This window comes from Streptomyces sp. NPDC088747, assembly GCF_044751025.1.
Classification (GTDB): domain Bacteria; phylum Actinomycetota; class Actinomycetes; order Streptomycetales; family Streptomycetaceae; genus Streptomyces.
Genome location: NZ_JBIVKZ010000006.1, coordinates 76,155 through 101,111, shown reverse-complemented (window position 1 = coordinate 101,111; position 24,957 = coordinate 76,155). Strand labels below are relative to the sequence as shown.

Genomic DNA, 24,957 nt, shown 5'->3' with positions numbered 1-24,957 from the left:
GGAGCGGGCGCCGCGGAAATGAACTTTCGGGACGGGAATTGCCTTGCGGGGATCGTTTGTTACCTTTGACGTGACACCGGCCCGATCCAAGCCCCCGGGCCCAACCTTCGTCGCTACGAGCGACCACTTGCCGCGAGGCGAGCATGGCGGGTCGGTGTCACTGAACGAACGAGAGGCCCAGGTCACCGTCAAGGTGACCTGGGCCTCTCGTCGTCCCGGGTTCTCAGTCCCGCAGCAGGTCCGGCACCCCGTCCGCGTCCGGCTCGTCCCGGTCCGCCGAGACCAGGGTCAACTGCTGGGTCGCACGGGTCAGGGCGACGTACAGCACCCGCAGCCCCGCGGGCGACTCGTCGGCGATCTCCGCGGGCGAGACGACGACCGTCGCGTCGTACTCCAGACCCTTCGCCTCCAGGCTGCCCAGCGCCACCACACGGTCTCCGAGCCCCTTGAGCCAGCGGGCCGCCTCGTCGCGCCGGTTCATGGCGACGACGACGCCGACGGTGCCGTCGACGCGGTCCAGGAGACGGGCCGCCTCCGCCCGCACGGTCTGCGCGAGCGAGTCCCGTACGACCGCGAAGCGCGGCTCGACGCCCGTGGACCGGACGGCGGAGGGGGACGGCGATCCCGGCATGGCGAGGGCCAGGACCTTGGCGGCCAGTTCGGCGATCTCCGCCGGGTTGCGGTAGTTGACGCTGAGGGTGAAACGGCGCCGGGGGCGGCTGCCCAGGGCCTCGTCCCGGGCCTCGGCGGCCTCCTCCGGGTCGGACCACGAGGACTGGGCGGGGTCGCCGACCACGGTCCAGGTGGCGTGCCTGCCCCGGCGCCCGACCATCCGCCACTGCATCGGCGTGAGGTCCTGCGCCTCGTCGACGATGACGTGCGCGTACTCGGTCCGCTCCTGCGCCAGCCGCTCGGCGCGCTCCCACTGCGTCTCCTCACGCGTGGGCATCAGCTCCTCCAGGCCCGTGAGCTGGTCCAGCGGGTCCAGCTCGCGGCGCTTCCTGGGACGGGCGGGGCTGCCGACGACGGCGGTCAGCTCGTCGAGCATGGCCACGTCGTGCACGGAGAGCCCGTCCCGTCTGAGGGAGCGCGCCACCCGCCGTACCTCGCCGGGGTTGAGGATCCGCCGCGCCCACCGCCCGAGCCGCCGCTCGTCGGCCATGGCGGCCAGCACGCCCCGCGGGGTCAGCTCCGGCCACCAGGCGTCCAGGAACTCGATGAAGCTGTCCTCGGACGTGACGTCCTCGTCGAAGGACGAGCGCAGCTCCGCCGCCAGCTCCGGGTCCGAGTGGCGCGTCCCGGCTCCCGAGCGCGACCACAGCGCGTCGAGCAGCAGCTTGCGTGCCCGGGGACGCAGCAGGTTCACCGGCGCGGTGCCGCTCAGCGCGTTCTCGCGGATCCGGTCCAGCTCGGGGGCCTCCAGCTCCAGGCGGCGCCCGAAGGCGACCACGCGGAGGCGGGTGGGGGTGCCGGCCGGGGTCCGCGGCCCGGCGTCGTCCCCGTCCTCCTCGAAGCCGTCACCGAAGGACAGCTGCTGGTCGCCGCCGGGCCGGCCCCCGTTGGAGGACCGGCCAGGACCTGCCGGGGGTCCCGACGGTGTCTCCAGTGCTCCCCTGGCCGCCTTCCGCAGCACCTTGAGCATCCGGTAGGAGCCCTTGGCTCGGGCCACCGCCGGTGAGTCGTACAGGGTGGCCTCCGCCCCGTCGACGAGGGAGCCGATGGCGCGGATGGCGACCTGACCCTCCTCGCCGAGGGACGGCAGGACGCCCTCGGTGTAGGCGACGAGGAGCGGGGTCGGGGAGACGATCAGGATGCCGCCCGCGTATCGGCGGCGGTCCTGGTAGAGGAGATAGGCGGCGCGGTGCAGCGCCACGGCGGTCTTGCCCGTGCCCGGACCGCCCTCGACATAGGTCACCGAGGCGGCGGGCGCGCGGATCACCATGTCCTGCTCGGCCTGGATGGACGCCACGATGTTCCGCATGCTGTGGCTGCGGGCCTGGCCGAGGGCGGCCATCAGGGCACCGTCGCCGATCACCGGGAGTTCCTGGCCGTCCAGGGTTGCCTTGAGCTCCGGACGCATGAGGTCGTCCTCCACCCCCAGGACCCTGCGGCCCTTGGAGCGGATGACCCGGCGTCTGACCACCCGGCCCGGCTCGACCGGGGTCGAGCGGTAGAACGGGGCCGCGGCGGGCGCCCGCCAGTCGATGACCAGTGGCGCGTAGTCCGTGTCCAGGACACCGATACGGCCGATGTGCAGGGTCTCCGCGATCTCCGCGTACTGCTGACCGCTCTCGTCGTCCCGTACGGCGCCCTCGGCGGGTTCCACCGCCGTGTACGCGCCGTCGGGACCTTTCTTGCCGTCCTTCCCCAGGAGCAGGTCGATCCGGCCGAAGAGGAAGTCTTCGAACTCGTTGTTCAGGCGGTTGAGGTGAATTCCCGCCCGGAACACCTGGGCGTCGCGCTCGGCGAGCGCCCCCGGTGTCCCGACCTGACCGCGCTTGGCGGCGTCGTTCATCAGGAACTCCGCCTCGTGGATCTTCTCCTCGAGGCGCCGGTATACCCGGTCCAGATGTTCCTGTTCGACGCTGATCTCACGGTCCCGTACGGAGTCGCTGACGGAGTCGTCGACTGCCGCGGAATCGTGGACCGAACCGAGCGCGGTTTCCTGCTGAGCCTGAGCGGCCACCGGGCCCCCTTCTGACGTGCTGGGCAGCCGTCAACCGTACGCGAAGGGGGGCCCTTAGGCTACGCGCGCGCTCCAGGTTCGCCCGCGCGTCCGTTCATGCGTCCACTTGCACGCGCATCCATACGTTCGCTTCCACCGATCACGCGTCGGTTTCACGAGTCACGCGTCGACTTCCACCAGTTGCTTCCCGTCGAAGGTCATGACCTCGAAGTGGTCGATCTCGTTGGGGGTGAAGGCCGCGCCGCCGTGCACGTAGAGCGGTGCCTTCGCCTCGTCCGTCTTGGCTGTGGGCAGGCCGTAGCCCCACTTCGGGACCGACCAGGAGGTGACCGTCTCGCGCTCGCCGTTCTTTCCGACTGCGATCAGTGAGCACTTCTCCGGGCCCGCGACGTTCTTCAGCTCCAGGACGGCGTGGGTGCCCCAGGCCTTGGGCTCCATGGCGACCACCGCGGTCACCTTGGTGCTCGCGTCCGTGGCCGTGACCTTGTCGGTGATGACGTCGAAGGCCGCCTTGGCGGGACTCGTGGCGTGCGCCTGGGCCGTCGTGCCGCCGTCGTCGCCGCCGCCGACCGCCATCACGGTCAGCGGGCCCGCGACGATCAGCGCCGCCGCTGCCGCCACCATGTAGAAGCTCCGCCGACGCTTCAGCGCGCGCCGCTCGGACACCTCGTCGACCAGCCGGTCCGCGAGCCGTGAACTCGGGCGCGCGGCAAGCGACTCACCGATCGCCGGAGTGCCCTGCGAGGCGGGCAGGTCCGCGAGCGCGGCGAGCATCGGTTCCATCCCGGCGAGCTCGTCGAGCTGCTGGGCGCACCACTCACAGGTGGCGAGATGACCCTCGAAAGCGGTTGCTTCGGCGTCGTCCAGGATCCCGAGGGCGTACGCGCCCACGGTCTCGTGGATGTCACCGGGGCCCTGCTGTTCCCGTTGACCCTGCATGGCTCCCGGACCACCCGTTCCGTATCCCCCGTATGTGCTCACGCCGTCACCCCCCGCTCCTCCAGCGCCAGCTTCATCGAGCGAAGGGCGTAGAACACCCGTGAACGCACGGTGCCGCTGGGGATGCCGAGCGTCTCGGCCGCCTCATTGACCGTACGCCCCTTAAAGTATGTTTCGACCAGGACCTCCCTGTGAGCAGGGGTCAGGTCGTCCAGCGCGTCCGACAGTGTCATCAGCCACAACGCCTTGTCGATCTCGTCCTCCGCGGGGATGACCTCCAGCGGTGACGGGTCCACCTCCTGCGGCCGGGCCTGCCGACTGCGGTGTCCGTCGATGACGATGCGCCGCGCCACCGTCACCAGCCAGGGTCGTACCGAACCGGTCGCTCGATTGAGCTGGCCGGCATTCTTCCAGGCACGGATGAGTGTTTCCTGTACGACGTCCTCGGCACGCTGCCGGTCACCGGCGACCAGCCGCAGCACGTAGGCGAGCAGGGGTCCCGCGTGTTCGCGATAGAGCGCGCGCATCAGCTCCTCGTCAGGCTCCGAGGACTGAGTCGCGCGATGTCGTGCCCTTGGCGGGCGTTCATCAGCCACGGCGGAATCCTTGCGCACGCCTACCTCCGGTGTCCCCGATTCGACCGGGGTCCCCCAGTCGGTCGCTCACACCGGGGTACGCATCTGGGTACGCGCGTGTTCAAAGGGGTCGCACATATTTCTTGGGGAGGGTGTGAAGAAACCCTCCTGGTCACTCCTCGCCGTTCCTTGATCACTGACAGCGTCCGTTTTCGAACGCCGGGCCCACTCCGGGAGGTTCACGCGCGGGCGAGCGCCGCCCGCCTGCGGTGCCGGGCCACGCGCTCCCGGTTGCCGCACACCTCACTGGAGCACCATCGTCTGCGCCGGCCCCGGGATGTGTCCAGATAGACGATCGGGCAGTTGTCGCCCTCGCAGCGGCGCAGGCTCGCCCGCGCCGCCGGGTCCGCGAGGAGTTCGAGGGCGTCCCGGGCGACCAGGGAGAGCAACTCGGCGTGGCCGGGCGGCGCGTGCAGCCGCAGCCGCAGCGAGCCGTCGTCCGCGCGTACGGCCCAGGGCGCGGGCGGGGTGCGGAGCGCGACCGCGTTGACCCGGGCGAGCGCCGCGTCGGCGGGCCGGGTGTCGAGTTCGCCGCTCACCAACCGGTCGACCTGTTCGCGCAGTTCACGGAAGCCGGCCAGCCACGCCGGGTCGGCGCCCGCCAGCGGAGTGCCCGCGGGAACCAGCCCGGAGCGGGCGATCCAGGCGCGCAGCCGGTCCACCGAGTCGAGCCGTTCCTCGGGGTGGGTGGTCGCCAGCAGGTCCAGGCAGATCCGCCCGGAATCGAACCGCAGCTCGTACGAGGCCGTGGCCGTACCCGATGCCATGTGCCTGTCACCGCCTAGGAGTTACCGCCATGGGCCTTCGAGGGCCGCTCTGGGGAGTAGATACCCCCACAGTGCATGTCCGCACCCCCGGCCGGAAGACCTCGTGCCGTCCGGCGCCCTGGACGTCCGCTTATGGGGCCGCGCGGCTCGGCCATGTCGCCCCCGCCGCGCCGCCGGTTGACTTGGGCACATGACGGACAACAGCACGGGGCGGCGTACGGCCGCCGGAGGTGTACTGGTGGCGGCCACGGTCGCGACGGGCCTGCTCGCCGGGGTCTTCTACGTATTCGCCTGCAGCATCATGCCCTCGCTCTCCCGGAGCGGGGACCGCGTCTTCATCGGAGTCATGCAGGACATCAACGACCAGATCCAGAACCCGGTGTTCTTCCTCAGCTTCCTGGGCGCGCCGCTCCTCGCGGCGGTCGCCGCCCGGCAGTCCCGCGGGGCGCCGCACCGCTGGTGGGTGTTGGCGGGTTTCGCCGCCCTGGCCCTCGCCTTCCTCCTCACGGTGGTGGTGAACATCCCGCTCAACGACGAGCTGGCCGACGCCGGCGATCCCGCGAGGATCGCCGACCCGGCCGCCGTACGCGCGGAGTTCGAGGACCCGTGGGTGGCGTGGAACGTCGTACGGGCACTGCTGTCGACGCTCGCGCTCGCCTGCCTCGCGCGCGCCCTGCTGCTGTACCGGCGGCCTCACACGTCGGCGTACTTGGAGTCGGCCACCGGGTCGAGCGCGAGCCGATAGCCGCGCTTGACCACGGTCTGGATGAGTTTGGGCGCGCCGAGTGCCGTACGCAGCCGGGCCATCGCCGTCTCGACGGCGTGCTCGTCCCGGCCGGCACCGGGCAGCGCGCGCAGCAGCTCGGCACGTGCCACCACCCAGCCGGGCCGGCGTGACAGGGCACGCAGCAGGGACATCCCGGCGGGCGGTACGGGCCGCAGCGTGCCGTCGACCACCACGGCGTGCCCGCGGATCTCGACCCGGTGACCGGCGACGGGCAGCGTGCGGGCCCGGCCGGGCAGTTCCTGGCACAGCACCTGTACGAGGGGGCCGAGCCGGAAGCGTTCGGGCTGGACGGTGTCGAGGCCGTGGGACTGGAGCGGCAGCGCGGTGACCGGGCCGACGCAGACCGGCAGCACGTCGTGGTGGAGGGCGGCCAGCAGTTCGGGCAGCAGGCCGCGCTCCTCCGCCCGGGAGAGCAGGGAGGCGGCGGCGGGCGCGCTGGTGAAGGTGACCGCGTCCAGGCCGCGGGTGACGGCCGCGTCCAGCAGCCGGTCGACGGGCGCGATGTCCTCGGGCGGCATCCACCGGTAGACAGGGACGACGACGAGGGTGGCTCCGGCGGCCCGCAGCGACTCCACGAACCCGGGCACCGGCTCGCCGTGCAGCTGGATGGCGATACGGCGGCCCTCGACGCCCTCCTCCAGCAGCCGGTCGAGCACCTCGGCCATGGATTCGGAGGAGGGCGACCACTCCTCGGTCAGCCCCTGGGCCCGTATCGCACCCTTGACCTTCGGGCCGCGGGCGAGCAGTTCCACACCGCGCAGCCGCGCCAGCAGGTCCTCCCCCAGCCCCCAGCCGTCGGCGGCCTCGATCCACCCCCGGAATCCGATGGCGGTCGTGGCCACCACCACATCCGGTGCCTCGTCGATCAACTCCTTGGTGGCGGTGAGCAGTTCACTGTCGTCGGCGAGCGGCACGATACGCAGGGCGGGCGCGTGCACGACGGAGGCGCCGCGCCGCTGGAGCAGCGCCCCGAGTTCGTCGGCGCGGCGGGCGGCCGTCACACCCACGGTGAATCCCGCGAGCGGGCCGTGCGGTGGCGGTTCTGGTCGCTGCTGTTCGTCGTACATGACTTTCGTCCCGGCTCTCGTCTTGCACTCGAGTCGTCGTGCACTCAGGGCTGGCCGTACGGCGGTGGCCGTCGCGGCGATGGCTTACGGCTGACCGAGCCTGCCAACGCCCCGTGACAGGCTCGGATCAGTCGTATGTCGCCGGTGTTACGTCACACCTCGGCGTAGCTGAGCTGGAGCTTCTCCTCCGTGGCGGGCCTGGAAGCCTCCGCGGTGGTGGTCGGGCGGCGAAGGTATACGGCCCAGGTGAGGACGAAGCACACCGCGTAGAAGGCGAGGAAGGCGACGAAGGCGCCGGTGCCGGAGCCGACGCTCAGGAAGGACTGCCGGAAGGCGAGGTTGATGCCGAGGCCGCCGAGCGCGCCCACGGCTCCGATGAGCCCCATCGAGGCGCCGGACAGCCGCCGCGCGTAGGCGGCGCCCTCATCCCCGGTCAGCCCCTTTGCCACGGCCTTGGCCTGGAAGATGCCGGGGATCATCTTGTACGTGGACCCGTTGCCGAGCCCGGTCAGCACGAACAGCACGATGAACGCCGTGGTGAACAGGGCCAGCGACTCCTCCATGGACGCGACGACGATGACGGTGGTCGCGGCGGCCATCCCGACGAAGTTCCACAGCGTGATCCTCGCGCCGCCGTAGCGGTCCGCGAGCCAGCCGCCGACGGGCCGGATCAGCGAGCCGAGCAGCGGCCCGATGAAGGTGACGTACGCCGACTCCAGCGGCGTACGCCCGAACTGGGTCTGGAGCACCAGGCCGAACGCGAAGCTGTATCCGATGAAGGACCCGAACGTCCCGATGTAGAGGAAGGACATGATCCAGGTGTGCGGGTCGCGTACGGCTTCCTTGGCGGCGCCGGTGTCGTTCTTCACGGAGGACAGGTTGTCCATGTAGCGGGCGCCGAGGACGGTGGCGACCACGATCAGCGGGATGTAGATGCCGAGCAGCACCCTCGGGCCGCCGCTCGCCCCGATGACCGCGAGCCCCACGAGCTGCACCACCGGCACGCCGATGTTGCCGCCGCCCGCGTTGAGCCCGAGGGCCCAGCCCTTGCGGCGCAGCGGGAAGAAGGAGTTGATGTTCGTCATGGAGGAGGCGAAGTTGCCGCCGCCGATCCCGGCGAGCATCGCGCAGACCAGGAAGGTCCCGAACGACGTGCCGGGCTCCATCACGACGAACGCGGCGACGGTCGGCACGAGCAGCATGCTCGCGGCGATGATCGTCCAGTTCCGGCCGCCGAAGCGGGCGACGGCGAAGGTGTAGGGGACGCGCACGATCGCGCCGACCAGGGTCGCCATCGACACGATGAAGAACTTGTCGGCGGGGGTGAGTCCGTACTCGGGCCCCATGAAGAGCACCATCACCGACCACAGGGTCCAGATCGAGAACCCGATGTGCTCGGACAGCACGGAGAAGAACAGGTTGCGGTGGGCGACCTTCTGACCGCCCGCCTCCCAGAAGGTCTCGTCCTCGGGATCCCACTCGTCGATCCAGCGGCCTCCCCTGCTCGGTGCGGGGGCTGTACTCGGGGCTGTCATGACGCCTCCACGGTTCTCCGGTGCTCAGCTGTCTTTTTCCTGGGGTGTGTCCCGAAGGTAGGGAGGGCGCGTTTCCACGCTGTGGCTGTGGGTGACTGGAAGGGAACGTTGCTCTCACTGCGGTGGGGGGTGGGGTGGTGAGGTTGGGGGGCGCGGGCGGGGGTGTGGCCCGCTCGGAGGGGAGGAGGGTGGGTGTGGTGGAGGGGGGAGGCCGGGTGGGGCGGAGGGGGGAGGCCGGGTGGGGCGGAGCCACGAGTTCACCCGAAAACCTTCCGGGCAGGCCCGCTATCCTCAATCGCACTCCGCACAGGAATGAGAGGGTCCATGTCCGCCGAATCAGGGTCGGGGCGCTCCGAGGCTCGGAGCCGTCAACGTTCCGCAGCCGGAAACATCGCGTTCGCGGCCGGGTCGGTACTCGTCCTGACGACCATGACTCTCGGTGCTTTCGCCGGCGTCCACCTGACCACCCACCTGGCGGATCATTCGTTCCTGTCCCCGGCGGTACCGGCGGACGGGCGCGGCGCTCTGGTGATCGGCGGTATCGCCGTCGGCGGGCTGGCCGGACTGTTCCTGCCGCTGCTCGTCCTGGGCCTTTTCGGCGGTACCGCCGAGAAGCCGCGGCTTCGCCCCACCGAGGCCGTACGGAAAATGCTCACCGTCCTGGTCATCGGTGTCTACCTGGTGCTCGTCTCCGGACTCGTCGCCCAGCTCGCCCGGATCTTCCCCGAAGGCCTCACCGTCCTTCTGAGCGTCTTCGCGGTCGGCTTCGGGTGGATTCCGCTGGCGCTGCTTCCGTGGCAGGGGTTCGGCCTTGCTGACATCAGTGATCGGTCGGGCTCGCGCGGAGAGCCGAAGTCACACGAGCCTGACTGATCCAGCCAAGTCGTCGGCCATCCTGGCGAGTTCCTCGCCGAGCCCCAGGGAGCCCCACAACAGGCGACACTCCAGGACAGCCGGGTACGCGCGAGGAAGGATGTAGTGGGCCACGCCTTCCACCACTGCGCCGCTGTCGGACTCGGGAGCGCTCGGTTCACGTCGGTGCACCCGCAGCGCCGGACCCAGCGGAAGCTGGATTTCTGAGATCTCCGGCTGCCCGAAGCAGGGCCCGGCCGCCTGCTCGGCCTCCACACGCAGGGCTTCCAGGGTCAGTGCCTCTGGCGGGACCCGCAGTTCCCGGACAGAGCAGCTGGCGATCACGGAGCCGTCCGACGGGACCAACAACGCGGCACAGAGGGCTTGTTGCTGGACCGCAGAGGCCCAGTACCACAGCACATTCTCGATGATGACCTCACTGCGAGCAGACGGGGCGCCCGTACCGAGACGCTCTTCCACGACCGAGCGAGCCCAGACTTCCGGCTGTTCGGTGCCGAGATCGAGAACCAGCCAGTTCTCCGACGAGGGAAGCGCGATCCGGCACTCCCGCCAGTCCGGGCCCGAGGTCTCCGTGGACGTCATGGCAGTCACCTGTGGGCCAGAGAGGCGTCGGGACCGGTGACGTCGATCTCCGGTTCACCTCCGTACAGACCACTGAAGCTGTACGAATCGGAAGCGGCTCCCGTCGCCGTGGCGCTCAGAGCCCAGGCGTTGTAGCGCAATGCCTGGTTGAAGATCGCCGGCGTTCCGATGAAGCCGAGATCCGCCGAGCTGATGTTCCTCATACGGCCGATCTCGTCGACCATGCCCGGCCCCACCCACATGCTGGCCACTCCGCGCGCGCCACCGGCGGTCCAGGCTCCACGCATCGCAGCCGCGTTGTCACCGAACTTGAACAGATCACGCCAGTTGCCCCTGATCGCGCCCAGGTCGTCCGCGAAGGAGCGCGGTAGCCCCTTGAACGCGGCTCCGAGACCCACGTCCGGCCGTGCCACGCGGCCAACGGCTCCGGCCCTCGCACCGACCATCTCCACGACGAGGGCTCGCCTGGCGGCAGCCCCGAGGGTGGGATTCCACGCACGGACGTACTGGGTCGCCGCTGTCCAGACCCTGCTGCGCCCCACGGTCGCCGCGAGTTTCGCTCCCGAGGAGAAGACCCGCCCGATACCGAACGTCGCCAGTCCCAGGACGTCCATGGCTACGTCACCCCATGACCCGTCGCCATTGATGGCAAGGAGCAAGTGGCAGACGAGCGACAGCGCGGTCATTACGAGCGCGACGGTGCCGAGTACGCCGGCGAGCGCCTGCCCGATGATCGGAATCCAGCCGACAAGGAGGGCCAACAGTCCACAGACGGCCGCGACGGCCCCCGCTATCTTGCTGATGAGCTCCAAGGAATCTCGAAGATCGTCCAACCAGCTGTCGTTGAGTCCATCCTTCTCAGCGGCATCGTGGATGCGTCTGGCAGCAGCGTCTCCGGCGTCCTTGTGACGGGACTTCAGGGTCGCGAGGTGGCCCCGCAACTCGTCCAACCCGCTCTGGAGATCCGTTACCTTCTTGTCCAGTTTGCCCTTGGCCTCGTCATCGGTGCCCTGAGGCGGATTGTCGGCTCGGGACGCCGCGGAGGCCAGATCACCGGCCTTCGTCTCGGCCTGCTCCAGAAGGCGATCGGCCGCCCTCTGAACGGTGTCCAGCTCGGTGCAGTACTCCTTTAGAGCGGCGCCCGCTTCGTCATAGCGACCGTGCGCCTTGCTGACCGTCTTCGCCATTTCACTGGCCTTGTCAGCGAACTCTCGCCCTGCCTTCGAGTCCCAGCTGTTCTGATCTCCCACGCGGCGCAATGCCGCGGCCGTGTCCGAGATCGTCTTGGCTGTGGCAGTGAACCGCCGCGAAAGTGCCTTCACCTCTTCGACGTCACCGGGAACCGGGTCACCGCTCTCGGCCAGCACTTCCCAACGGTGCTCGGCAGGGCGGCTCACTTTTTCTTGTCCTTGCCGACAAGCGCACTGTAGAGCGCGGTATCGAGCTCTACGTACGCCTTGGAGGCTTCCTTGGCGATCGTGCCAAGACCCTCGACATCCTTGATCATCTTGCTGCGGGTGTCATCCCAGTCGTCCGAGAAATCCTGCAGCCTTTCGTGAAGCAGCTTGTGTCCCACGGTGCGCCGGCCGTAGGAGTCCATGAGCTTGTCGAGCCCCTCGAACTCCGTGGCCACCGTGCGCAACCCCACGCCGATCTCGCGCAGATCCTCGGTGGACACCCTGAGCCGCTCCGTCATTCCGGCTTCCCCTTCACACCCGTGCTCCGTGACTGCCAGCGCAGAGTGCCTACGATCGCGTCGAACAGTTCGACCATCGCGTCCGCGATCGGCTCCATCGGCGTGCTGAAGGTCAGCATCAGGGACTCCTCGGACTCCGGGCCCGGTACCGGCACAAAGTACTCGACAATCGTGTCGTTGAATTCCGAGCCCAACTTTCGCGACTCCCGGGACCGTTCGGCACGGCGGCGTCGAGCCGCCCGCCCCGCGGAAGGCAGGCTTACTGGCGCCACAGCGCCTTTACCTGCGAGAGCGGCAACCGCGTCGAGACTGTCGAACCGTTCATGGATACGAGAGACCAAGAGCGAAGCGGACAGCGGAATGCCGTCGGCCTCCAGGAACGACAGATAGAGCACCACACCCCCCTGGTCCGCTCCCGCCTGGGCGGCGTCCAGCAACCGCTCCTCGGCCTGCCGACGCAGAATCGGCTGGTCGTCGACTCCGGCGAACTGCCGCTGTATCAGCGCGCCTACGGACGCCTGCAACTGCTCCTGCGGCCGAAGAGGGATGCGGTACCAGTCCTCGGGCGTGATCAACCCGAAGACGCTTTTTTCCTCGATGGGTTGACGCGGTGTCACTGTTCGGCGCTCTCTCTGGCTCTATCCGTCAGCAGGGGTGGGTGTGCCGGGCTCAGCGGTTGACGGCCTGGATCTCCTGCACGACCACGTCCTGGTCCGCCCCGAACTCCCCGTCCGGGAGGGGCTGCGCGGCGTTCACACCCGTACCTGTCCAGTGGATCTTCCAGGTGATGGTCGCGCGCAGCTTGTACGACGTGTCGCCCGAGGCCCGCAGGTACTTCACCCCGCACGGCGGAGTCCTGTCCGACTTGCCCGCGGCGTACGGCTCACCGATCCGGCCGTTGTCGAACTGACAGACACCGGACGCCGGATACGTCGTCGCGTCCGCCGTACCCGGCTCGATCTTCAACGACACCGGCTCCGCGACCGTCGTCGCCTCGATCCCCAGCAACGGAACCGACGCGGTGACCGATACCGGCTTGAACTCCGCCGCGTCCAGCCACGACCACGTGGGCAGATTGACCTTGGTGGTACCTGCGGGCGCCAAGGTCACCTCAGTACCAGGCACACGGATCTCGGCGTACGCCAACTGCGCCAGCATCTCCGGCGTGATCGCCTCCGGCACATCGGCAGGCGGCGGATCACCCGTGTCCACCCAGAAGAAGGGCCTGTCACAGTCCAGGGCGCCCGGATCACCCTCACGGCCCTGGCTGACGTACGACGACCACCAATAACCCTTGTCGGCCTTGTCCTTGTTGAAATCCGTGTACGGCTGACCATCCACGTAGCGGTCACGCTGCGAGGCATCCCACTCGTACCCCGTCGACCCCGCCTCCCAGATCGGCTCCAGATAACCCTGCAACTGATCAGGCGTGTACTTCGGGGCGTAATAGCAAGCGGGCGGCGTCCAGTTCGACGACGACGCCACCGGCCCGACGGACCGGCCACTGCCGTTCTTCGATCGGTCGAAGACAACAGCGCCGGCGGTCGCCGAGATGGTCCCGTTGCCGTCGGAGCCGCCCGACGGGTTCCCGCCCGGGGGCGGCGTCTGCGTACCCCCACCGATGTTGTTGTCGGCCATGGCGGGACCAGCACCCATGACGACCGAACCGAGCAGCAACGCGGCGATCAGTACCCGCGAACCGGCACTCAGGGCTGGCACTTGGCACTCCCCCTCTGAGAAAGAAGCTTCTCGACGACCCAGACACCGTCGGCGTTCTTGTGCAGCTGGGTGTTGTAAAGCACGTAACTGTTCTTGGTGACGGCGGTCTTGTCGACCTTCTTCGTCTCCAAGTACATGTCGTACGCCTTGCCCTGGTCCTCGCAGTACACGAGCGACGCACTGTCGGCGCCGCTGACGTTGACCACCGCGTCGTAGTAGCGATAGGCGCCGGTCCCCCGCGCCTTGGCCTTGACATACGCCTTGATGAACGTCTCGGTGTTCGCGGCTGCCTCCCCCTCGTAATAGAAGAGGTACGCCTTGTCGAGGGGGTCCTGATTGACGATGGCCAGGTCCACCGCCTTGATGGACTCCTCGCTGTCCGCCAGAACCGCGTCCTTCGCCGCGTCGCCGGTCTTCGGCCAGTCGAAGGTGTACGTCAGATCCCCCGGCAACTCGATCTTCGGCCGTTCCACCGCCGCCGACGACGCGGAGGCACTCGGCGACGCCGACGACTCGCCCCCCGTATCGGCCCCGGCGATCTTGTCGTTGCCCGCGGAATCACTGTCACCGCCACCACAGCCGGTCAGAAAAAGGGCCGTGGCCGCACCGAAGGCAGCCGTGGCAAGGAGGCGGGGACGGCGGTTCACGGCAGACTCCTGTGCGACGTGGGGTTCCAGAGGGGCAGCGACACGGTATCGGGGGGTGTGTGCAGACACCAGAGCGAATAGCCCCGACACAGACCCAGAAGTCGGAAATCGCCCCACGGAACCTCCCCAATTGACCACCCGGACCCCTTTTTTGAGGGACGGCGAAAGCGGGAACGCCTCACCACGTTGGCCGCCGCAAAGGCCCTCAGCCGCTCGATCCCCAGGCCCGCACCCTCAAGATCTCTCGGAACTCAAGGCCCCTCACTCAACTCACTGACGATCCTTCCATCCTCACCAGGCACATAGTAACTTCGCACCTGCGTACGGACATTGACGAGACAGGCGTGACGGGGGTTGCGGCGTGGCGGGGGTGCGGCCGAAGGACTGGCATGTCCTGGACCTGGACAGGGATCCGACTCCGGGTGATCCGGACCGGGTGCGGTCGCTGGCCAAGAACTTGCAGGATTTCGCCGATGACGTCGGGGACGCGCTGCGTCTGATCAAGGGGATGGCGGACGAGGAAGCGGTCCTGCAGTGGGCGGGGAAGTCGGCGAAGGCGTTCCAGGATCAGTTCTCGGGTGTGCCGAAGCAGCTGAAGAAGCTGAAGACGTCGTACGACATGGCGGGGGGTGCGCTGGCGGCGTACTGGCCGAAGCTGGAGCGTGCGCAGGCTCTGGCCGATCGGGCGCTGGCGGATGGGCGTGCCGCGCAGAGTGACCTCAGCTCCGCCAAGTCGCGCCTCTCCTCAGCCGATACCTGGGTGACGAAGGCCGGCAAGGAAGCCGACAAATACAAGGACGACCCCACCGGCAGCAAGAGTGCCGAGAAGCCGGACGAGGCCAAGGTCCGTGCCGCCACCCGTGACGCCCAGCACGCCAAGAGCGCCCAGACATCGGCCCAGTCGGACGTCAGCTCCGCGCAGGACGCGTTGGACGCGGCGAAGAAGATGGCTGCGGACGCCCGCAAAATGCGCGAGGACGCCGCCGGCGAAGCGAAGCGGAAGATCGACGAGGCGTCGGACGCGGGGATCCGGAACCGGAAGTGGTGGGAGGAGGTCGGGGACTGGTTCTCCGACAACTGGGACACCATCGTCACGGTCTGCAAGGTCGTCGTGGCGGTCGTCGGGATCATCGCGTTGGTCATCGGTGGGCCGATCCTCGGGGCGATCGTCCTCATCGCGGCCCTCGTCGTCCTCGCGGACACGCTGAACAAGTACTCCAAGGGGCAGGCGTCGCTGTGGGATGTGGCGTTCGCGGCGCTGGACTGCATACCGGGGATGAAGGGGCTGACCACTCTCGGGGGGCTTGCCAAGGGGCTGAAGGGCGGGGCGGCCGCCCTCAAGGGGCTCAGGGGCGGGCTGAAGGGGATGGGCCTGGCCGCGCGCGGGCTGGGAAGGAACGCGCGCGGCAGCATCGCGGACGGCGCGAAGGGCGCCTACAACCGGCTGAAGAGCAAGGTCAAGGGCTGCGGCGACCCGGTTGACGCGGCCACCGGGCAGATGTTCCTCGAGGAGACGGACGGCACACTGCCCGCCGCTCTGCCGCTGGCCTTCACGCGCAGGGCCCAATCCGGATACCGCACGGGCTGGTGGTTCGGCCCCACCTGGGCCTCCACTGTCGACCAGCGCCTTGAGGTCGACGGGCAGGGTCTCGTTCTCGTTACCGAGGACGGCCTTCTGCTCGAGTACCCCCATCCCCAGGAGCCGGGCGCGCATGTCCTCCCCAAGGGCGGGCCGCGCTGGCCGCTGACCCGCCTGGACACGGGCGGGTACCGCGTCGACGACCCGGTCACAGGCCGGAACCGCGAGTTCTCCCCGCCGCGGGCCGGGTTGGCGCTCCTGGAACGCGTTGCCGACCGCAACGGCAACACTGTCGATTTCGACTACGACGCCGACGGGACGCCTCTCGCGATCCGGCACTCGGGCGGATACCAACTCAAACTGACCGTGCTGGACGGCAGGGTCACCTCTCTGAGTGTGGCCGGTGGGGGTGAGGACGGTTCGGATCTCACACTCAAGCGCTACGGCTACACGGACGGCAGCCTCACCTCGGTCGTCAACTCCTCGGGCGTGCCCATGGAGTTCACGTACGACGAGCGGCTGCGCGTCTCGTCGTGGCGGGACTCCAACGGCAGCCGCTACGACTACGGCTATGACGACCAGGACCGCTGCGTCTCCCAGGGCGGTGAGGAGGGGTATGTGACGAACACCTTCTCCTACGACATCGCCGATCCCGCATGGCCCGGCTGCCGCGTCACGGAGGTCACCTCGGCCGAGGGCGACACCTCCCGCTTCGTGGTCGACGAGAACTGCCTGGTGGTCGCCGAGATCGACCCGTTGGGCGGCACCGTCCGTACCGCGTACGACAGCAAGCACCACCTCATCGCCTCGACGGACCAGCTCGGGCACACCACGAACGTCCTCAACAACGAGCTGGGACAGCCCGTCGAGATATCCAGGCCGGACGGCAGCATCATCCGCGTCACGTACAACCACCTCAACCTCGCCACCGCGATCCAACTGCCGGACGGCACCTCCTGGACGTACGCCTACGACGCGCGAGGAAACTGCACCGCCATCACCAACCCGGCCGGGGAGACCGAGCGGAGTACCTTCACGCCGGCCGGCCATCCCGCGGCGATCACCGACTCACTGGGGCACACCACCACGGTGCGCTGCGACGCGGCGGGGCTCCCCGTCCGGGTCACGGACCCTCTCGAAGGCGTCGTCTCCTGGCAACGGGACACCTTGGGCCGTCCTGTCACGTTCACCGATGCCGCAGGGCACACCACCCGCTTCGCCTGGTCGCCGGAGGGCCGGCTGGTAGGCCGTACGGCGCCGCACGGGGAGAGCGAGGCGTGGACGTACGACGGCGAGGGAAACTGCGTCAGCCACTCGGACCAGCTCGGCCAGGTCTCCAGGTTCGAGTACACCCACTTCGACCTGTTGGCGGCCCGTACCGGCCCCGACGGCGCCCGCTACGAGTTCGCCTACGACGCGTCTCTGCGCGTCACCCAGGTGACCAACCCGCTGGGGTTGGTGTGGAGTTACGGCTACGACGCCGCCGGGCGCCTGGTGTCCGAGACGGACTTCGACCGGCGCGCCGTCACCTACACGCACGACGCCACGGGTCGGCTCACCTCGCGGACCAACGCCCTCGGGGAGAGCGTCTCCTTCGACCGCGACATGCTCGGCCGGACCGTCCGCAAGGACGTCGCCGGAGTGGTCACCACCTTTGCCCACGACTCCGCCGGCCGCCTCATCCGGGCCGCCGGGCCGGACATCTCCCTCACGTTGGAGCGGGACCGCCTCGGGCGGCTGCTTTCCGAGACGGTCGACGGGCGCACCCTCGCCTTCGGGTACGACGAGGCGGGGCGCCGCACCCGCAGGACCACCCCCGCGGGGGCGACGAGCGTGCGCACCCACGACGCGGTGGGCCAACTGGCGCGGCTCGTCACCTCCGGACACGCGATCGACTTCGAACGCGCCCCGTCGGGCCGGGAGACCGCCCGTCGTTTCGGCGCCGACGTCACCCTGGCCCACGTCTTCGACGAACTGGGGCGGCGCACCGCCCAGTCGGTGACCAGGGCGGACGGTCGGTCGGTTCAGCGGCGTGCCTACACCTACCGCGCCGATGGCAACCTCATCGGCGTCGACGAGCAGTTCTCCGGAGCCCGCCACTTCGACCTGGACACTGCGGGCCGGGTCACCGCGGTCCACGCCCGCGCATGGACCGAGACCTACGCCTACGACGCGGCGGGGAACCAGACGCACGCCGACTGGCCCAGCACCCACCCGGGCCACGAGAGCACAGGGCCGCGTGTCTACGCGGGCACGGACCTCACCCGCGCCGGGCAGTTCCGCTACGAGCGCGACGCCCTCGGCCGCGTCACCGTCCGGCAGAAGACGCGTCTGTCGCGCAAGCCCGACACCTGGCGCTACACCTGGGACGCCGAGGACCGCCTCACGGACGTCATCACGCCGGACGGCACTCACTGGCGCTATCTGTACGACCCCTTGGGCCGCCGGAGCGCCAAGCAGCGCCTCGACGTCGATGGCGAGACCGTCAGGGAAGAGACCGTGTTCTCCTGGGACGGCACCACCCTCTGCGAACAGACGACCGTGGCGGAGGAACTGCCCGGCCCGGTCACCCTCACCTGGGACCACCAAGGCCTGCACCCTGTCGCGCAGACCGAACGAGTGTCCGCCGCGGACGCTTCGCAGGAAGAGATCGACTCCCGCTTCTTTTCGATCGTGACCGACCTCGTCGGTACTCCCACCGAACTCGTCGATGAATCCGGGGCCATCGCCTGGCGCTCCCGCAGCACCCTCTGGGGCACCACTGCCTGGACGGCGGACAGCAGGACGTACACCCCACTCCGCTTTCCCGGCCAGTACTTCGACCCGGAATCCGGCCTCCATTACAATTACTTCCGGCACTACGACCCCGAAACCGGCCGTTATCTCACCGCCGATCCCCTCGGTCTTGCTCCCGCCCCTAACCCCAGCACCTACGTACCGAATCCCCACACGTGGTCCGACCACCTGGGTCTGGCGCCGGACGAGTGCACCCAGTCCATCTTCAAGGCGCCCGGAAGAAACCAGGGAGAGGCCCAGGAGCTCAACGGATATCGGGCGGACGATTTCCCCGGCGACCCGGACGGCCCCGACTACGTCTACCCCAACGGGCGGGTCTACTTCGCGAAAGAGCGCTCTGTCGCCGACAAGTACGCCAAGGCCTACGGCGAGGGCGTCGTCGAGATAAAGATTCCGAAATCGGAGTACGCTGAGAAGTACCAGAAATACGAGCGAAACTACGAGGGAGGCCCCGATAAGGAGCTGGAAATCCCGAACAATGTTGTCGAAGACCTGAATCAATACCCGAGAGTGCGGCACAAGTAATGTCAGAAGAATCCTGGGAAGCGGCGAAGCGCAGGTATCCGGTGGGGTCGCCCGCTCGGGGGAGGGTGAAGGACCGGTTCGACTTCGGTGTCTTCCTGGAACTCGACGAAGCTCCCGAGGTTCACGGCTTCGTCGACCTCCTGTCGTACAACCCCGACGGCACGATCAACGATCCCGACGCTCCCCCCGCGCCGCTGCCCGAGGTCGGGGACATCGTCGAGGGGGTCGTCGCGGTGCACGTCGACCGCGACCGGCAGATCCGGATCCGCGTCGGCAGGCCGTACTGGGATTCGTGATGCCGACGGGCTGACGTCTCCTGCGCCGAGATGTGCTCGAATACCTTGATGGATGACGGACCCGCTGAGGGCTACGCGCCGATCTCCGGAACAGGCCTCGGCTATGACGTCTTCGCCCCGCTCTGGGGAATTCTGGAGCTGGGTGCGGTGGCGGCCTCGGGGTCGGGGCCCCTGGAGTTCGTGTCGCTCGCCGGATTCGTCGCGGGTCACCGGGACGAGCTGGACCGTCTCCTCGCGGTGGTCCGGGACATCGGTGACTTCTCCGCGGAGACCATGGCCATCTTCGAGCAGCAGGGAGGGTGGACCGACGGCCGCGCGGTGACTCCCGAGTACCTGCTGATGTACTCGGGTTGCATCGAGGCCTATCCCCCCGCCGTCGGTGACCCCCTCGTGCTGCGACGCATGGTCCGGATGGGGAGTGACCTCCAGTTGGCCACCCTCATGCACGCCCTGGTGGGCGCCGCCGTTGTCAGGGGCCGCCCCGGTCTCGCGGCGGCTCCCGAACTCGTCGTCGGCGCAGTGCGCGCGGCGGGTTCGCTGCTGGCCCTCGACAGCGACCACTTGGCGTCGGACGTCTTCCGCATGTGGCGCGTCAAGTTCCTTCCGGACATCCTGCGTCCCGACGCACCCACGCGCGAGGGCGCCAAGGCGGGCCTCCGGCAGTTCGCGCACGCGCTGGAGGCCCGGATCGACCGCTGACGAGGAAGGGAACACGGGAGGGCACCCGCGGTCGGGCACGCTCAGGACCACGGAATTCCTCGTGGATCGCGACGCCGAAAGGTCTTCGCCGCGGTGGACGCCCCTGAGCCCTGGGGTGCGTGAAGTCGGCCGACCGGCATGTCGTTCAGCGGGTAGCGCTCCCGCTCGGCTCCAACGGGTTGTCGAAACTGACCGTCTCAGCGATCTGTTGGAGGACAGCGCGATATTCCTCCCGCCGGACCACGGCCGTCGTGCTCAGCGTGAGGACGACCAGCCGTCTGCAGTCCGGGTGGGGCACGTGGACATGCACCTGAAGGAGGGGTGACTGTGACAGGCCGCTGTCGGCGGAGGCGGTACGCACGGTCTCGCTGACGGTGGCCGGGCCGCAGGGCAGTTCGAGGTAGCCGACGTGAGAGTGGCCCTCGGCGGAGGTCACGGCCCGTGCGGCGGTGACTGCCCTCGGGGCGACGGCCGTGTCTCGCCACGAGAGGGTGAAGAGGGAGAGCAGGGGCCGGCCCTTGCCGGTCCTCAAAGACGCCTCGGCCACATCGTCGCGGTGCAGACCGATCGAGCAGTGGACGGTGCCGACCTCACGCAGGGCCCCGAGCATCTGCTGCCCCACGGCGACCTGAGCGACGAACTGCTGTCGGGCCACCTCGTCGGGAGCGGCCTCCAGGAACGGGCCGAATGCCGTACGCAGTTCCTCGGCCGCCCGGGAACCGGGCGAAGCCACAAGAGCTTCCAGGGGCAGCGCGGTGAAACCCGCGGGTTCGGCGAACCAGATGTCGGCGTCAGGATCCCTGGCCGAATCGGCCACGGCGAAACGGAGGGCTGTGGTCATCGGTCCTGTCCAGTACGGGTCTCTACGGTCACTACGGTCGCTACGGTCGCTACGGCCTTGTCCGCGGAGACACCGCGGCTTCGGGAACGTGGGCTCCGGCACGGCGCGCTCGCTCCAGCGCGGCGGGGCTCGCGTCCCAGTCGATCGGCTCGATACCCCGACGTCCTGTGGCCGTGCGCTGGAAGAGCAGGTGTAGCCGTCGCGGACCCTTGCCGCGCCGGCCGGCGGCCGCGACAACGGCGATGAAGCGGGGGTCACCGGCGAACCAGAGAGGCTCGATCTGCGCCTTGAGTTCCGGCTTGGTGGACGTCGTACCGAAGCGACGCATCCACCAGAAGGTCCGCATGTTCATGAGGAACAGCAGAGGGACCCGCTCCTCGGGCCTCTCCGGATTCGGGAACTCGAACCACATCTCGTCCTGCTCGACCTGCGGATGCTTGTTCCGACCACGGGGTACGCCGGTGAGGAACTGCCAGGGGTACTGCTCCAGGACACGCCGGATCTGGAGGGAGGGGCGGATGTAGGCGAGTTGGAGGACAACGCGGTAGGCCGCATAACCCAGCAAAGGGATGAAGACGAAGGTGTAACCAGGGGACAGGAAAGACACCAGTACGCCCAGGGTTCCGATCCAGCTCGCGATCCAACCGACGAGTCGCGCAGCAATCATGAACATGTGCTGGACCCAGGCTTGCCTGGTCGGTGGATGGTCCCAGGCAGATGGGTATTCGGTCGGATTCATCCGGCGGTCTCTCTCTGTTCGGGGCTCAGAAGACATGCTGTGCGATGTCGACAAGCCCTCCGACATCAATGCCAAGCCTTGCACCGTCGATGCCGGCGACAGAACCGTCCTTGATGCCGTCGTCGTCAGTGTCCACGGCAGTCATGACTAGGCCGAATCCTGCGGTGGCCACGCCGACCGAGGCAGATGTGACTTCGACCGCCTTCGTGATCTGCGGCGCCCGGGCGCCTCTGATCGTGGACCTGAGCAGGGAATTGTCCAAGCCGGAGATGAGCTTCGCATGCTCCATCGTGCCGCTTCCGAATCCGACAACTCGCTGTACGGCGGTGAGAGCCTCCCCCGCCTCCCCAATGCCCCGCGCGGCGACCACGGCGCCCTTGCCCACCGCACCGATGCCGGGCACCATGCCCAGGGTGTCACCTCCCACGGTGACGGCATTGCTCCAGAAGTCCGTATCGAACTCCCCCTTGGTGAACCCGTCCTTCAAGGACTCCCAGACCGCGGGGTCTTGAGCCAATCGCGTGCCCAGCGACGTCGCACTCAACGCCGCAGCCACCAACAACAACACCGCCGCCGCAGTCCCGCCCGTGACGACGAAGAGCGCCACCAGCCCCACCACGGCGGCCACGGTGCTGAGGATGTCCGGCAGGTTCTCGGTGATCCAGTCGAGCGCCGAGTCGAACCACCCCGGCTCGTGTGGCGCCAGCTTCTTCGTCGCGTCGCGGATCTTACGGGCCCGGTGCTGAGCTTGGTGTTCGTGCTCGTCCGCGAGTCGGCGGGCCCTGCCGCGGATCTTCTCCAGTACGTCCTCGGCGTCGTCCACCGCGGTGTTCGCCTTGGCCAGGGCCTTCTTCGCGTCCTCGTGCACGGCGCCCTTCTTGCCGAGGTCAGGGCTGTCGCCCGCGGCGTCGACGTGGCCCTTCGCCCGGTCCACGGCGGCCTGCGCGTCCTTCGCGTCAGCCTCAAGACGCTTCGCTCGGCGCTGGAAATCGCCCAACTCGATGTCCCAGCGGTCGAGTTGCCTGGCCGCCTTGCGGATGGAGTGGGCGGCGTTCTTCAGGTTCAACGGCAGTGGACCGCCGTCGAGTTGCTCACGGAAGGCGACGGCCGCGTCGCCCTCCCAGTAGCTGCCGTCCATCAGTCTGGAGACGAGTTCATGCGTCTCTTCCAGCACCTTGGCGCATCCGACGAGTTTCTTGTGCAGGCCGTCGACCATCTCGATGCTGCCCGGTACCGGGTTGAAGCCCAGATGCGGGTAGTCAGGGTTCGGAATGTGCGGAGCGGACTTGAGTCCCTGGGGTTTACCGAGGTCGGCTCGGGACTGTGGGTCGAGGGCGGCTCCGGAGTTCCCGGGGCCGGGCGGTTGTGTCACTTCGCCCTGTCGCCCTTTCCCTTGGCGGGTTTCCCGAGTGCTTCTTCCAAAGCCCTGTCGACCTCGCGGTAACTGTCCTTGCTCCTACCGATGATCTTGGCGAGATCCTCGGTCTGCTCGCCGATCTGGTCGGCTCCGTACTTCCATTCGTCCTGGAAGTTCTCGCAGGCACGGTCGAGGTCGTCGGTGCCGAGGCCGGTCACGGTCGCGTCCTCCAGCGCCTTGCGCAGACCTTTCAGGGAGTCCCCCGACTTTCTGAGCATCTTCATGAAATGCGCCAGCTCATCGCCGTCGACCGCCAGCCGATCCGCCACGTCTTTCCGAATTCCTCTCGGTCTTTCCGGCTTCCCCGAGGTCAGCGGTTGACAGCCTGGATCTCCTGTACGACCACGTCCTGGTCAGCCCCGAACTCGCCGTCCGGGAGGGGCTGCGCGGCGTTCACACCCGTACCCGTCCAGTGGATCTTCCAGGTGATGGTCGCGCGCAGCTTGTACGACGTGTCACCCGAGGCCCGCAGATACTTCACCCCGCACGGCGGAGTCCTGTCCGACTTGCCCGCCGCGTACGGCTCACCGATCCGGCCGTTGTCGAACTGACAGACACCGGACGCCGGATACGTCGTCGCGTCCGCCGTACCCGGCTCGATCTTCAACGACACCGGCTCCGCGACCGTCGTCGCCTCAACACCCAGCAACGGAACCGACGCGGTCACCGACACCGGCTTGAACTCCGCCGCGTCCAACCACGACCACGTCGGCAGATTCACCTTGGTCGTGCCCGCCGGCGCCAGGGTCACCTTCGTACTGGGCACACGGATCTCGGCGTACGCGAGCAGAGCAAGGATTTCGGGCGGGACGGCATTCTCGATATCGGCCGGCGGAGGATCACCCTGGTCCACCCAGAAGATGGGCTCCTCGCACTTGTCCCAGCCCGCCGGATAATCCCTGTCGACAAACGAGTCCCAGAAATAACCCTTGCCCGACTTGTCCTTGTTGAAATCCTTGTAGGGATCACCATCGACGTAACGCTTACGCTGCTCCGCATCCCACTCGTACCCCGTCGACCCCGCCTCCCACGTCGGCTCCAAATACGCCTGAAGCTGCTCCGGCGTGTACTTCGGCGCATACCAACAAGCAGGCGGAGACCAAGACGTGATGGACGTGACCGCCCCCACGGAACTACCACTCCCGTTCTTCGAACGGTCGAAGACAATGCCGTCGGTACTGGCGGAAATGGTGTCACCGTCGACGTTGCCCTTTGGCCCGGGCGGAGGAGAATTCTGAGTGTCGCCATCTAGGGTGTCGTCGGCACGTGCGACGCCCGGAAGCAGAAGCGCGGGCAAGAGGGTTCCAATGGCGAGCGCCACGGAAGCTGTCATCAACCTGCTCTTCAGGGCTGGCACTTGGCACTCCCACTCTGAGAGGCGATCTTCTGGATTACCCAGACACCCTGCCTGTCCTTCTTGAGCGAGGTGTGGTAAATGACATAGCTCTTCGCCGTGACTTCGGTCTTCTTGACCTTGTTCGTTTCCAGGTACTTGACGAAGGCCTTTCCCTGATCCTCGCAGTAGCTCAACGAAGCAGTTCCGTCGTCATCGACAGCGACGACGGGGTTGTAGAAGCGATAGGCACCGGTGGTCCGGGCCTTGTTGTCCTTGTACTTCTGAATAAACTGCTCAGTGCCCGCGGCCGCCTCCCCCTCGTAATAGAAGAGGTACGCCTTGTCGAGGGGGTCCTGGTTGACAATGGCCAGGTCCACCGCCTTGATGGACTCCTCGCTGTCCGCCAGAACCGCGTCCTTCGCCGCGTCGCCGGTCTTCGGCCAGTCGAAGGTGTAAGTCAGATCCCCCGGCAGCTCGATCTTCGGCCGTTCCACCGCCGCCGACGACGCGGAGGCACTCGGCGACGCCGACGACTCGCCCCCCGTATCGGCCCCGGCGATCTTGTCGTTGCCCGCGGAATCACTGTCACCGCCACCACAGCCGGTCAGAAAAAGGGCCGTGGCCGCGCCGAAGGCAGCCGTGGCAAGGAGGCGGGGACGGCGGTTCACGGCAGACTCCTGTGCGACGTGGGGTTCCAGAGGGGCAGCGACACGGTATCGGCGGGTGTGCACAGACACCAGAGCGAATAGCTCCAACACGGACCCAGAAGTCGGATATTGCCCCGCAGAACATCCCC

The 24,957-nt window shown here is 68.2% G+C and carries 23 protein-coding genes; 5 read left to right on the top strand and 18 right to left on the bottom strand.

Translation table 11 applies throughout. The features are described from left to right. Window positions 1-223: 223 nt before the first annotated feature. The 4 genes from ACIP79_RS16140 to ACIP79_RS16125 form a co-directional block, all read right to left on the bottom strand. Complete coding sequence (locus ACIP79_RS16140) at window positions 224-2,686, bottom strand: HelD family protein (RefSeq protein ID WP_401223577.1); 2,463 nt, start codon at window positions 2,684-2,686, stop codon at window positions 224-226. A gap of 159 nt (window positions 2,687-2,845) precedes the next feature. Further along, window positions 2,846-3,625, bottom strand: a complete 780-nt coding sequence (locus ACIP79_RS16135; RefSeq protein ID WP_401224261.1) for a zf-HC2 domain-containing protein — start codon at window positions 3,623-3,625, stop codon at window positions 2,846-2,848. A 38-nt stretch (window positions 3,626-3,663) separates the two neighbouring features. Continuing rightward, window positions 3,664-4,239, bottom strand: coding sequence for a sigma-70 family RNA polymerase sigma factor (locus ACIP79_RS16130; protein WP_383677474.1), 576 nt, complete (start codon window positions 4,237-4,239; stop codon window positions 3,664-3,666). 200 nt (window positions 4,240-4,439) lie between these two features. Continuing rightward, the gene (locus tag ACIP79_RS16125) at window positions 4,440-5,027 is read right to left on the bottom strand and encodes a CGNR zinc finger domain-containing protein (RefSeq protein ID WP_383677472.1); all 588 of its coding nucleotides are present in this window, start codon (window positions 5,025-5,027) and stop codon (window positions 4,440-4,442) included. Between the two features lie 190 nt (window positions 5,028-5,217). On the opposite strand from ACIP79_RS16125, the gene ACIP79_RS16120 reads away from it, so the two are divergent. Continuing rightward, entirely contained in the window at window positions 5,218-5,772 is a 555-nt protein-coding gene (locus tag ACIP79_RS16120; RefSeq protein WP_401223575.1) for a DUF1772 domain-containing protein, read from the top strand. On the opposite strand, the gene ACIP79_RS16115 is transcribed toward ACIP79_RS16120, so the two are convergent. Together ACIP79_RS16115 and ACIP79_RS16110 are read right to left on the bottom strand one after the other, a co-directional pair. Next, window positions 5,721-6,881, bottom strand: a complete 1,161-nt coding sequence (locus tag ACIP79_RS16115) for a uroporphyrinogen-III synthase (protein WP_401223573.1) — start codon at window positions 6,879-6,881, stop codon at window positions 5,721-5,723. The two genes, ACIP79_RS16120 and ACIP79_RS16115, sit on opposite strands and share 52 nt — an antisense overlap. Window positions 6,882-7,033: 152 nt before the next feature. Next, entirely contained in the window at window positions 7,034-8,416 is a 1,383-nt protein-coding gene (locus ACIP79_RS16110; protein WP_401223571.1) for a nitrate/nitrite transporter, read from the bottom strand. A 429-nt stretch (window positions 8,417-8,845) separates the two neighbouring features. On the opposite strand from ACIP79_RS16110, the gene ACIP79_RS16105 reads away from it, so the two are divergent. After that, the gene (locus ACIP79_RS16105; RefSeq protein WP_401223568.1) at window positions 8,846-9,289 is read left to right on the top strand and encodes a hypothetical protein; all 444 of its coding nucleotides are present in this window, start codon (window positions 8,846-8,848) and stop codon (window positions 9,287-9,289) included. Here ACIP79_RS16105 and ACIP79_RS16100 read toward each other — a convergent pair. The 6 genes from ACIP79_RS16100 to ACIP79_RS16075 all read right to left on the bottom strand — a co-directional run bounded on the left by ACIP79_RS16100 (window position 9,272) and on the right by ACIP79_RS16075 (window position 13,933). Continuing rightward, window positions 9,272-9,871 (bottom strand): hypothetical protein, encoded by a 600-nt coding sequence (locus ACIP79_RS16100; protein ID WP_401223566.1) that lies wholly within the window; start codon window positions 9,869-9,871, stop codon window positions 9,272-9,274. The genes ACIP79_RS16105 and ACIP79_RS16100 overlap by 18 nt on opposite strands. 5 nt (window positions 9,872-9,876) lie before the next feature. Then, window positions 9,877-11,238 (bottom strand): hypothetical protein, encoded by a 1,362-nt coding sequence (locus tag ACIP79_RS16095; RefSeq protein ID WP_401223564.1) that lies wholly within the window; start codon window positions 11,236-11,238, stop codon window positions 9,877-9,879. 26 nt (window positions 11,239-11,264) lie between these two features. After that, window positions 11,265-11,567, bottom strand: a complete 303-nt coding sequence (locus tag ACIP79_RS16090; protein WP_401223562.1) for a hypothetical protein — start codon at window positions 11,565-11,567, stop codon at window positions 11,265-11,267. After that, entirely contained in the window at window positions 11,564-12,142 is a 579-nt protein-coding gene (locus ACIP79_RS16085; RefSeq protein WP_401223559.1) for a hypothetical protein, read from the bottom strand. Before ACIP79_RS16085 ends, ACIP79_RS16090 begins: the two co-directional genes overlap by 4 nt. Before the next feature lie 94 nt (window positions 12,143-12,236). Continuing rightward, complete coding sequence (locus tag ACIP79_RS16080) at window positions 12,237-13,223, bottom strand: hypothetical protein (RefSeq protein ID WP_401224259.1); 987 nt, start codon at window positions 13,221-13,223, stop codon at window positions 12,237-12,239. Window positions 13,224-13,273: 50 nt separating this feature from the next. Next, window positions 13,274-13,933 (bottom strand): hypothetical protein, encoded by a 660-nt coding sequence (locus ACIP79_RS16075; protein WP_401223557.1) that lies wholly within the window; start codon window positions 13,931-13,933, stop codon window positions 13,274-13,276. 361 nt (window positions 13,934-14,294) lie between these two features. Between ACIP79_RS16075 and ACIP79_RS16070 the strand changes: the two genes are divergently transcribed. From ACIP79_RS16070 to ACIP79_RS16060, 3 genes are read left to right on the top strand one after another with little or no spacing between them, the layout of a single operon-like run. Beyond that, on the top strand, window positions 14,295-18,833 hold the full coding sequence (locus ACIP79_RS16070; RefSeq protein ID WP_401223556.1) for an RHS repeat-associated core domain-containing protein: 4,539 nt from the start codon (window positions 14,295-14,297) through the stop codon (window positions 18,831-18,833). Next, window positions 18,833-19,129, top strand: a complete 297-nt coding sequence (locus tag ACIP79_RS16065; RefSeq protein WP_401223553.1) for a hypothetical protein — start codon at window positions 18,833-18,835, stop codon at window positions 19,127-19,129. The genes ACIP79_RS16070 and ACIP79_RS16065 overlap by 1 nt, the downstream gene beginning before the upstream one ends. Window positions 19,130-19,177: 48 nt before the next feature. Then, window positions 19,178-19,828, top strand: a complete 651-nt coding sequence (locus ACIP79_RS16060; protein ID WP_401223551.1) for a hypothetical protein — start codon at window positions 19,178-19,180, stop codon at window positions 19,826-19,828. A 145-nt stretch (window positions 19,829-19,973) separates the two neighbouring features. Here the strand turns inward: ACIP79_RS16060 and ACIP79_RS16055 are convergent, their stop codons facing one another. From ACIP79_RS16055 to ACIP79_RS16030, 6 genes are all read right to left on the bottom strand, one after another. After that, on the bottom strand, window positions 19,974-20,669 hold the full coding sequence (locus ACIP79_RS16055; RefSeq protein WP_401223549.1) for a hypothetical protein: 696 nt from the start codon (window positions 20,667-20,669) through the stop codon (window positions 19,974-19,976). Window positions 20,670-20,718: 49 nt separating this feature from the next. Further along, the gene (locus ACIP79_RS16050; RefSeq protein WP_401223547.1) at window positions 20,719-21,336 is read right to left on the bottom strand and encodes a hypothetical protein; all 618 of its coding nucleotides are present in this window, start codon (window positions 21,334-21,336) and stop codon (window positions 20,719-20,721) included. 97 nt (window positions 21,337-21,433) lie between these two features. Next, on the bottom strand, window positions 21,434-22,624 hold the full coding sequence (locus ACIP79_RS16045; RefSeq protein ID WP_401223545.1) for a hypothetical protein: 1,191 nt from the start codon (window positions 22,622-22,624) through the stop codon (window positions 21,434-21,436). A 152-nt stretch (window positions 22,625-22,776) separates the two neighbouring features. Beyond that, on the bottom strand, window positions 22,777-23,094 hold the full coding sequence (locus ACIP79_RS16040; protein WP_401223543.1) for a hypothetical protein: 318 nt from the start codon (window positions 23,092-23,094) through the stop codon (window positions 22,777-22,779). A 41-nt stretch (window positions 23,095-23,135) separates the two neighbouring features. Then, window positions 23,136-24,182 (bottom strand): hypothetical protein, encoded by a 1,047-nt coding sequence (locus tag ACIP79_RS16035; protein ID WP_401223541.1) that lies wholly within the window; start codon window positions 24,180-24,182, stop codon window positions 23,136-23,138. Then, window positions 24,170-24,829 (bottom strand): hypothetical protein, encoded by a 660-nt coding sequence (locus ACIP79_RS16030; protein ID WP_401223539.1) that lies wholly within the window; start codon window positions 24,827-24,829, stop codon window positions 24,170-24,172. The genes ACIP79_RS16035 and ACIP79_RS16030 overlap by 13 nt, the downstream gene beginning before the upstream one ends. Between the last annotated feature and the right edge of the window lie 128 nt (window positions 24,830-24,957).

Bases quoted from the DNA above. Each gene is read 5' to 3' on its own strand.
- ACIP79_RS16135 (WP_401224261.1), bottom strand. From the start codon at position 3,625: ATGCAGGGTCAACGGGAACAGCAGGGCCCCGGTGACATCCACGAGACC.
- ACIP79_RS16125 (WP_383677472.1), bottom strand. From the start codon at position 5,027: ATGGCATCGGGTACGGCCACGGCCTCGTACGAGCTGCGGTTCGATTCC.
- ACIP79_RS16120 (WP_401223575.1), top strand. From the start codon at position 5,218: ATGACGGACAACAGCACGGGGCGGCGTACGGCCGCCGGAGGTGTACTG.
- ACIP79_RS16115 (WP_401223573.1), bottom strand. From the start codon at position 6,881: ATGTACGACGAACAGCAGCGACCAGAACCGCCACCGCACGGCCCGCTC.
- ACIP79_RS16110 (WP_401223571.1), bottom strand. From the start codon at position 8,416: ATGACAGCCCCGAGTACAGCCCCCGCACCGAGCAGGGGAGGCCGCTGG.
- ACIP79_RS16105 (WP_401223568.1), top strand. From the start codon at position 8,846: ATGACTCTCGGTGCTTTCGCCGGCGTCCACCTGACCACCCACCTGGCG.
- ACIP79_RS16100 (WP_401223566.1), bottom strand. From the start codon at position 9,871: ATGACGTCCACGGAGACCTCGGGCCCGGACTGGCGGGAGTGCCGGATC.
- ACIP79_RS16090 (WP_401223562.1), bottom strand. From the start codon at position 11,567: ATGACGGAGCGGCTCAGGGTGTCCACCGAGGATCTGCGCGAGATCGGC.
- ACIP79_RS16080 (WP_401224259.1), bottom strand. From the start codon at position 13,223: ATGGGTGCTGGTCCCGCCATGGCCGACAACAACATCGGTGGGGGTACG.
- ACIP79_RS16065 (WP_401223553.1), top strand. From the start codon at position 18,833: ATGTCAGAAGAATCCTGGGAAGCGGCGAAGCGCAGGTATCCGGTGGGG.
- ACIP79_RS16060 (WP_401223551.1), top strand. From the start codon at position 19,178: ATGGATGACGGACCCGCTGAGGGCTACGCGCCGATCTCCGGAACAGGC.
- ACIP79_RS16055 (WP_401223549.1), bottom strand. From the start codon at position 20,669: ATGACCACAGCCCTCCGTTTCGCCGTGGCCGATTCGGCCAGGGATCCT.
- ACIP79_RS16050 (WP_401223547.1), bottom strand. From the start codon at position 21,336: ATGATTGCTGCGCGACTCGTCGGTTGGATCGCGAGCTGGATCGGAACC.
- ACIP79_RS16045 (WP_401223545.1), bottom strand. From the start codon at position 22,624: ATGGTCGACGGCCTGCACAAGAAACTCGTCGGATGCGCCAAGGTGCTG.